Here is an 8750-nt window from a genome sequence, read left to right as displayed (position 1 = left end):
CACTAATCCACTTCCTGCAAGCAGGAAGCTTCATCGTTCGACTTGCATGTGTTAAGCACGCCGCCAGCGTTCATCCTGAGCCAGGATCAAACTCTCCATCAAAAGATAGATAATTGATCTGGCATGTCACAGTCATTCACACGGGGGTGTGATTGCTGTGACTACCAAATAAATAGTAAATAATTTGGTATCAAAAAACTTGGCACACTATTGAGTTCTCAAACAACAAGCGCTTCCGGCACCGTCAGAAGTTATCCTTCCGAGTCGCTCCGGAGCAACTTTTCTATCTTACCAGTTCGTTTTCGGAGTGTCAACTCCGTGTTTCCGATCTGTTTTCGATAGCTGGAGAATCTTATCAGATCCTCCGTCTCGCTGCCAACCTCAGCTTTGCTTTCGATCAGCGGCGCGAGATGAAACTCTACCACCACTTTTCCCCGGATGTAAATTCCAGGTGAACAGGGTGTCCTACTTCCCCGTGATTCCGCGGAAAATTAGCCCTCAACCTGGAGCAGCATGGAGGGTCGGAAGACCCAGCTGCCCTCCCACTGGGCGAAAAGCTCCAGGGCTTCTGCCAGCATGGCGGCCCGGAAGAAGACCGAATCCACTCCAGATGCATCGACATCTGAGCTGCGGTATCCCTTCAGGAAGGACTTGGTGAACTCCTCGTACCACTGGCCGAAGTTCACCGGGGCCTGCGCCTCCCCCTCTTCAGTGCTGGAAGCTTCCGGTGTTTCATTGGCGACTTCCATGACCAGGTTGGCTGCTGACATCAGCATGGTGACCACATCCCGGAGACCGAGCGCACGCTCAATAAGTCCGTCGGATTCATTGAAGACCCAGCGCTGGGGGGTCATCTGGTGAGCGTGACCCAGGCTGAGGTCCCCATGAATCTGCTGCAGCATCAAGGGCTCATCAGCATCGCGCAGCTGCATGGTCATCAGGTCGATGACCTCGTGCAGGTCAGCAGCTTCGTCCTCGTCGAACTCTTCGCGCACGCCAGCCCACTGGGAACTCAAGGCAGCTTGGGCGTTCTGGGCCATGCTCTTCAGCTGAGCAGTTGACTGCGGGTGCGCACCGAAGGCCCCGGCGAGGTCAGCATGGAATGTCCCGAGCCACCGGCCGAGTTCACCGGCCTCGGCTGAGAAGCTGCGGCCGGCTTTCAGAGCAGCCCGTGCAAGAGCCCAGGCGGATGGGGCTTCGACGCCGGCCTCACGGATGACCGATAAATCACCGTTCTCCCACTCGGCCTCGTCAGCAGCTGTGGCGGTCTTCTCCCAGGCGCCGGAGATGGTGCCCAGCACTCGAGGAACGGAACGGCTATTGGCCCGAGTCAGAGTCAGCACTGTTTCCAACAGCGGTGTGCGCTGCTGAGTAGGGCGACGCAGGAAGTCCACCACTACCTTCTTCTCCCAGTCACCTTCCTCGGCCGCATCTTCAGGGGCAACCAGGGTGCGCGTATGGGAAGCATCCTGTGCTTGCACCGCGCTGCGGCGCATCTGCAGCTCAAAGGCGTCCCACGTTTCGAATCCAGCTAGAGCCTCCCCGCGGGAACGCCCATTGCGGCTGCCTTGGCGACGTCGGGCCATCTCAAGCCAGGCGGCGAGAAAGGCCCGATCCCGGGCACCGTCGTATACCCAGAGATCCTTGCCGTTCTGGTCGGTCAGCTTCCCGATGAAAGCCGTTTTGCCCGCCAGCGCTGAGGGCCGACTGCGCAGCGCCACCGGAACAGAGATCCGCTGCGGCCCTTGGGGCAGCTCGACGTCGAATACATGGTGCTCCAGGAAGAGACCCGAGTCGGGATCCCCCTGGGGGGTTGGCAGACGGAGGCCGCCCACCCGAGTCAGGCTGCGGCGCCCGCGCGGAGTCGGGAACCACGGCTGATGCGGCAGCCAATTGCTGAGGATCTCCAGGAAACCAGGCTGTTCCTCGCCTCGGATGCGCACCGTGGTCATGACTGGCGGACCCCCTGGCGCGCTGTAGAAATCTCATAGAGCGTGATGCCCACCGCCATCGAGGCATTCAACGACTCGGTGCTCTTCGTGATGGGAATCGAGACAATCGCGTCACAGGTCTCAGCCACCAACCGGGAGAGCCCCTTGCCCTCGGAGCCGACGACGACGATCAGCGGCTCTTCGGCCAGAGAGAGTCCGGGCAAGGACATCTCGCCGCCGCCGTCGAGTCCAACCACGAAATACCCCAAGCTCTTGGCTTCTTTCAGCGCCTGGGTGAGGTTCTTGGCACGGGCCACCGGGATGCGTGCAGCCGCGCCGGCCGAAGTCTTCCAGGCGGTTGCGGTCACACCGGCGCTGCGACGTTCAGGCACCAGCACCCCATCAGCGTCGAAAGCTGCCGAGGCACGCAGAATGGCGCCCAGGTTGCGCGGATCAGTGATGGAATCACAGGCCACCAACAGCGGCTGATGCGCGATATAGCCCTTGTCGGCCTTCTCCAGCAGCTCCTCGGTCAGCTCCGCAGCATCGGCATACTCATAGGGCTCCAGCACCAGAGCCAGACCCTGATGCACCGCGTCACCGGTCGCGTTGTCCAACTGCCGACGAGTCAGCTCACGCACCCGGACACCCTGCTCGGCGCAGTGCTGCAGCGCCTCCCGCACGCGGCCATCAGACTCAATGTCAGCGGCCACCAGCATCTCCTTCGCCGGGACACGCTCAACCAGCGCCTCCAGCACAGGATTGCGGCCGGCCACCACATCATCAGCTCCATAGCCGGAACCGCGGGTACGAGGCCGATTCGCCTCACGCTTTGCAGCGGCGCGCTCGGCCAGCTGCTTCTGCTTATGAGCCTTGTGATAGACGCGGTCCTCTGCCTTGGGAGTCGGACCCTTGCCTTCGAGTTTGCGGCGGCCCTGTCCACCCGAGCCCGAGGTGGGGCCCTTCTTATTCTTCCGGACAGCGGCCGATTTGGGACGAGAGTCCTTAGCCATGTGTGTCCCCCTTGGTCTGTGCGGCAATGCTCCATCGGGCACCCTCTGGGGTGTCCTCGATGATCACGCCTGCGGTAGTGAGCTGATCGCGGATCGCGTCAGCGCGGGCATAGTCTTTCTCGGCTTTGGCCGCTGCCCGCTCGGTCATCAGGTGATCCACCAGAGTACCCAGTGCGGCGTGCTCGGCCGAGCCTGCGCCGTCGGGCTCCGGCACATCCGCCAGTCCCAGCACCTGCGTCATGGAGGCCACCTCTGCGGCACGTTCTGCGGCCACCGTCTTCTGTCCCTGGGCCAGGGCGGTGTTACCTGCACGGACACTCTCATGCAACACAGCCAATGCTGCCGGAACGTTGAGATCATCATCCATGGCGGCGCGGAAGGCTTCAGGAAGCTGCAGTTGAACCGGCTGCTCCCCCAGGGATTTGGCCAGGAAACCCTCGATGCGTTCGACGGCGGCCTCGGCCTCCTGCAGGGAACCGGGACGATAGTCCAGCTGGGAGCGGTAATGAGCCTGACCCAGGAAGTAGCGGACAGCCTTGGGGCGCGCCTGGGAGAGCATCTCTTCCGGGGAGATGGTGTTGCCGATGGACTTCGACATCTTCTGGCCCTGATAGGTCACCATGCCGTTGTGCAGCCAGTACCGAGCGAACTCATCACCGGCGGCCCGGGACTGGGCAAGTTCGTTCTCATGGTGCGGGAAGCGCAGATCCAGGCCTCCGCCGTGGATATCGAACTCCGCCCCGAGATACTTGGTCGCCATTGCCGAGCACTCCAGGTGCCAGCCGGGACGACCGCGACCCCAGGGAGAATCCCAGGCAGCAGTCTCCGGGTCCCCTTCCTTATACCCCTTCCACAGGGCGAAGTCCCGGGGGTCGCGCTTACCGCGGGGATCGGCGTCGGGAGCATCCTGCATATCCTCCACGCGCTGCCTGGTGAGCTCCCCGTAGTTCTGCCAGGAACGCACGTCGAAGTAGACATCACCCGAGCCATCAGGTGCTGGATAGGCGTGGCCGGCGTCAATGAGCCTGCGGATCAGCGCGAACATCTCCGTGATGTGCCCGGTGGCACGTGGTTCATAGTTGGGCCGCAGCACGCCCAGGGCGTCATAGGCCGCGTGGAAGGCCTGCTCGAACCGGTACGCCAGAGCAAACCAGGGTTCCTCGGCGGGGTAGTCCTGGTCCGCGCGGAATTCCGGGCTGTAGGAAGCCGCGGACTTTTCCAGGATCTTGTCATCGATATCGGTGACGTTGCGCACCGCGAGCACGTCATAGCCGCTGGCACGCAGCCAGCGAATCAGGATGTCGAAGGCCACCGCCGAGCGGACATGGCCAACATGGGGCTTGCCCTGAACAGTGGCACCACAGTAGTAGAGCGAGACCCGTCCCTCGTGCAGCGGGGAGAAGTCCCGGATCTCGGCTGTTTTGGTGTCGTAAAGTCGCAGTGCCACGGCCCAAGGGTACCGCAGCGGCCCCGCTCAGCCCTGGAGCGTTTAGTCCTTGACCAGCACGGCAGTGGCAGTAGCCATGATGCCCTCGGCCCGGCCGGTGAAGCCCAGTCCGTCAGCAGTAGTGGCCGAGACTGCCACCGGAGCACCGGCGGCCTCGCTGAGCGCTCGCTGGGCTTCTTCGCGGCGCGGCCCGAACTTGGGCCGGTTGCCGATGAACTGCACGGAGAGTGATCCGATGCGGAAGCCGGCCCGACGCACGATTGCCGCCGCTTCGGCCAGCAGCATCACTCCTGAGGCACCGGCCAGTTCAGGGCGAGATGTGCCCATAGTGTCTGCGCCGAAATGCACACCCAGGTCTCCCAGTCCTGCCGCGGAGAAGAGCGCATCGCAGCAAGCATGGGCCACGGCATCGCCGTCGGAATGCCCGGAGAGTCCCTGTTGACCGGGCCAGTGCAGGCCGGCCAACCAGAGCTCCGTGGGCTGATCCTCGGGGGCGAAGGCATGAATGTCATGGCCGATGCCCACCCGGGGCAGCGGCGCCTGGGCAGCGGGCATGTGTGTCTCCTGAAGCAGCGCGGTGGCTGTGAGCAGGTCTGTCTCTGTGGTGATTTTCAGGGCGCGGGGGTGACCGGCGACGACGGCGACCTCCACCCCTAGGTGCTCGGCGATCATCGCCTCATCAGTCAACGCTGCGGCCTCTTCATCGCTCAGCCCCACGGTGTGCTCGAGGGCGCGCTCCAGAAGGTCCAGGGTGAAGCCCTGCGGGGTCTGCACTGCGCGCAGCTGGCTTCGAGCTGGAGTGGAGCCCACGATCTCGAGTTCTGCCGAAGCATCCGTGCCAGCCGCGCTGACCTGCTTGATGGTGTCGGTGACCGGGACTGCCGGCACTACTGCCTCAGCACCGCCCTCCACTGCTTGCAGCACCCGCTGGAAGACCTCGGGCGGGGTGAGCGGGCGGGCGGCGTCGTGAATCAGGACGGTGGTTCGCTCCGCCGGCCAGTCATGGTGCCTGGCGTGTTCCTGGACGGAGGCCAGGCCCTCGTTGACCGAAGAAGCCCGGGTAGACCCACCTGAGACGACGACGACGCGAACTCCGGTGGCCTCGACAGCGTTGGCTTCTGCCACCAGCTGCTGACGGGTCGCCTCTGCGTTGGGATCCGGTGGTACGACCACCACGAGCAGCCCGAGGCCGAGTTCAGCAGTCACCGCATCCAGGGCCCGGGAGAGGATGCTGCGCCCGGCCAGCGGCACAGCTGCTTTGGGTACCCCGTAGCCCAGCCGCGTGCCGGAACCGGCGGCAACAATGACTAACGCCCGAGGATCTCCTGTGCTAAACAGGGCATCCGTCGGGCGTTGAGTCATATATGCGATTCTACGGTGAGCTCGAAGCTGAACCGCGCTTAGGCGGTGGCTGAGGTTTCGGAGAGCACCTGATCGAGGAGCTGCTCTGCATCCTCTTCGGTCAGCTCCTTGGCCAGCCGCAGCTCCGAGACCAGGATCCTCCGGGCCTGGGAGAGCATCCGCTTCTCGCCAGCGGAGAGTCCGCGGTCATTCTCACGGCGCCAGAGGTCACGAACGACCTCAGCAAGCTTGTTAATGGAACCCGAGGCCAGTTTCTCCACATTCGCCTTGTAACGGCGGGACCAGTTGGTGGGCTCTTCAGTGTGCTCCGCCCGCAGCAGGCCGAATACGTGATCCAGGCCTTCTTCATCCACCACGTCGCGAACACCCACGAGGTCAACGTTCTCAGCCGGAACTTTGATGGTCAGGTCGCCTTCAGAGACTCGCAACGTGAGGTAGGTCTTTTCCTCCCCCTTGAAAGTGCGCATCTCCACCTCTTCAATGGTGGCGGCACCGTGGTGCGGGTATACGACTGTCTCTCCGACTTCGAAATTCATGTAATTATTCCCCTTTCCCGCAGTCCAGTTTATCACGCACAGGCGTTTATCGGCGTGTCGAGATGCAAGCTCCGGGGAGTGGGCATAAGGTTCGCCGCGCACAATTCTCTTCTACGCCATGTAGAATTACTGCTGATCAAGTAGTCTGGACGCGACAACGTCGCACCGACCTCATGAGGAGATTTCCGACGTGAAGTTCGCCCCCTCCCCCACCCGCCGCGCAGCTGCCGCATCCCTGGCACTGGCAGCAGTGCTGGCCACCGGCTGCAGCGCCGTGAACTATCAGGCCACCACCCACGTCTACTCGGGGTCAGACGGCGTGATGTTCGATGCCGAGGGCGTCAAAGTGCGCCACCTGACGTTCATCGCCAACGAGGAGGGCGGCCCTGCTCGCCTAGTCGGCGTCGTGAGCAACAACAGTGCGGAGGATGCCCAGGTGGAAATCTCCGCGGCTGGCGACACCTTCCCCTTCAGCCTGTCCTCCGGTGAGGCCATCAACCTCCAGAACGACGACGAGCTCATCGTCTCCTCGATTCAGGCAGCTCCCGGAGCGATGCAGGACGTGACTATTTCCATCAACGGCACTGAAGAAACCGTTGGTGCAAGTGTCCTCGACGGCGGCATTGCCGAGTACCGCGCTCTCCTGCCGGATGACTTCGATGAGTCCACCGTTGAGCACCTGGAGCATGGCCCCGACACTTACGGCGGCGGCGCAGCCCACCACGATCCGGATGCCGCTCACCACTGACGCGGACACTCACGCACAACTGCCTTCATGAGGGCCTTCACCCATAGCGGTGAGGGCCCTCATTTCGTTGCCTGTGTCACAAATGGACTTGAGCGAACTTCTGTGGTGTGATTCTGGCGACACTGTGAGTCATGCCACACCGGCGGATGTGCAGTGTCACCACCTTCACTACGGATCGTCGGGCACGTACCTGCCCGTGAAAGGGAAACATCATGGCTTCAGTGACCTATGACTTTGCGAGCCGCGTTTACACCCCAGGCGCGCGGCCTGCCATCAACAAACTCCACCTGGAGATCACCGACGGCGAGTTCCTCGTCCTGGTGGGCCCCTCCGGTTGTGGTAAGTCCACCGCCCTGCGCATGCTGGCCGGCCTCGAAGAGGTCAATGAGGGCCGCATCCTCATCGGTGGCGAGGACGTCTCCCACGTCTCTCCCAAGGACCGCGACATTGCGATGGTCTTCCAGAACTACGCCCTCTACCCCCATATGTCGGTGGCAGAGAACATGGGCTTCGCCCTGAAGATCGCTGGAGTCTCCAAGGAAGAGCGCGCAGAGCGGGTCAAGAAGGCCGCTGAGATCCTGGACCTGGTTCCTTACCTGGACCGCAAGCCGAAGGCACTCTCCGGTGGTCAGCGTCAGCGCGTGGCGATGGGTCGCGCCATCGTGCGCTCCCCCAAGGTCTTCCTGATGGATGAGCCGCTGTCCAACCTGGACGCCAAACTGCGCGTACAGACTCGTACCCAGATCGCAGCCCTGACCCGGCAGCTGAAGACCACCACCGTCTACGTCACCCACGACCAGGTGGAAGCCATGACCATGGGCGACCGTGTGGCGGTCCTCAAGGACGGCATCCTGCAGCAGGTGGACAGCCCCCGCAATCTCTACGACACACCCGCCAACGTCTTCGTGGCAGGCTTCATCGGCTCCCCCGCCATGAGCCTGTTCCAGGTGGCCAAGACCGGTGATGACATCATCCTGGGCAACGACCGCTTCACCATCCCCGGTGGCCACCTTTCCAAGGGCAGCGGCGACAAGGTGACCCTGGGCGTTCGCCCCGAGGACATGGAGATCTCCACCGACGGCACCGGCCTGCCGATGGTCGTCGACGTGGTCGAAGAGCTTGGCGCAGACGCCTACATCTACGGCACCCCGGAGGGCATTCACACCTTCCAGCCGCTGATCGTCCGTGTAGATGGCCGTCGTCCTCCCATGAAGGGCGACAAGGTCTTCATCAAGCCCAATGTGGACCATGTGCACCTCTTCGATGTGGAGACCGGCCTCCGGCTCAACGGCGCGATCCCGGAGAATACTCCGCACGCCAAGTTGGCAGATGTGGAAGCACTGCAGGACAGCGAAGAGTAAGCCGCACAGCATTTATAGGTGCTGACAAAAGCGCCGGAGACTCATCGGAAACGATGGTTCTCCGGCGCTTTTTGCATATTCACACTAGGCAAACAGCAGATATCCAGTAACTGTCCAGTTAGGGATTCCTAGGGTGGAGCCATGGCTAGAAGCGCAGTGTCCATTGTCATCACGATCGTTATTGCGATCGTCCTGCTGTGGCTGGCGATCACCGTATTTGAGATCGCCGCAGGGATCGCAGGCTCCGTCATCGTCGGCATCCTCGCCGTCCTCGGAGTGCTGTATCTGATCCGTGCGCTGACCTAGTCCTGGATCACTCACGTCAGTGATCATGCACCGCCGTCAACCGTTC

General features: G+C 62.5%; 8 protein-coding genes and 1 rRNA gene. 3 read left to right on the top strand and 6 right to left on the bottom strand.

The genetic code is table 11. The annotated features are described in order from the left end of the window. The 6 genes from ABEA23_RS03480 to ABEA23_RS03455 form a co-directional block, all read right to left on the bottom strand. A 16S ribosomal RNA gene (locus ABEA23_RS03480) occupies window positions 1-102 on the bottom strand; the annotation flags it as partial. 389 nt (window positions 103-491) lie between these two features. Beyond that, window positions 492-1952, bottom strand: coding sequence for a maltokinase N-terminal cap-like domain-containing protein (locus ABEA23_RS03475; protein ID WP_345476670.1), 1461 nt, complete (start codon window positions 1950-1952; stop codon window positions 492-494). Beyond that, window positions 1949-2944: a 23S rRNA (guanosine(2251)-2'-O)-methyltransferase RlmB gene (gene rlmB, locus ABEA23_RS03470; RefSeq protein WP_345476669.1), complete on the bottom strand. Its 996-nt coding sequence runs from the start codon at window positions 2942-2944 to the stop codon at window positions 1949-1951. Before rlmB ends, ABEA23_RS03475 begins: the two co-directional genes overlap by 4 nt. After that, a complete protein-coding gene (gene cysS / locus ABEA23_RS03465; protein ID WP_345476668.1) occupies window positions 2937-4391 on the bottom strand; it encodes a cysteine--tRNA ligase in 1455 nt (484 codons plus the stop codon). The genes rlmB and cysS overlap by 8 nt, the downstream gene beginning before the upstream one ends. Window positions 4392-4433: 42 nt before the next feature. Then, complete coding sequence (gene ispD, locus ABEA23_RS03460) at window positions 4434-5753, bottom strand: 2-C-methyl-D-erythritol 4-phosphate cytidylyltransferase (RefSeq protein ID WP_345476667.1); 1320 nt, start codon at window positions 5751-5753, stop codon at window positions 4434-4436. A gap of 38 nt (window positions 5754-5791) precedes the next feature. Further along, complete coding sequence (locus ABEA23_RS03455; RefSeq protein WP_044495509.1) at window positions 5792-6289, bottom strand: CarD family transcriptional regulator; 498 nt, start codon at window positions 6287-6289, stop codon at window positions 5792-5794. A 190-nt stretch (window positions 6290-6479) separates the two neighbouring features. Here ABEA23_RS03455 and ABEA23_RS03450 point away from each other — a divergent pair, with 190 nt between their 5' ends. The 3 genes from ABEA23_RS03450 (at window position 6480) to ABEA23_RS03440 (ending at window position 8704) form a co-directional block, all read left to right on the top strand. Then, the gene (locus ABEA23_RS03450; RefSeq protein WP_345476666.1) at window positions 6480-7037 is read left to right on the top strand and encodes a hypothetical protein; all 558 of its coding nucleotides are present in this window, start codon (window positions 6480-6482) and stop codon (window positions 7035-7037) included. 212 nt (window positions 7038-7249) lie between these two features. Further along, a complete protein-coding gene (locus ABEA23_RS03445) occupies window positions 7250-8398 on the top strand; it encodes an ABC transporter ATP-binding protein (RefSeq protein WP_345476665.1) in 1149 nt (382 codons plus the stop codon). 141 nt (window positions 8399-8539) lie between these two features. Continuing rightward, on the top strand, window positions 8540-8704 hold the full coding sequence (locus ABEA23_RS03440) for a hypothetical protein (RefSeq protein ID WP_345476664.1): 165 nt from the start codon (window positions 8540-8542) through the stop codon (window positions 8702-8704). Window positions 8705-8750: the final 46 nt, after the last annotated feature.

It is taken from the genome of Nesterenkonia rhizosphaerae, assembly GCF_039544555.1.
Taxonomy (GTDB): domain Bacteria; phylum Actinomycetota; class Actinomycetes; order Actinomycetales; family Micrococcaceae; genus Nesterenkonia; species Nesterenkonia rhizosphaerae.
Note: the sequence above shows the minus strand (reverse complement) of the source record. Positions and strands in the feature narration are given on the sequence as shown.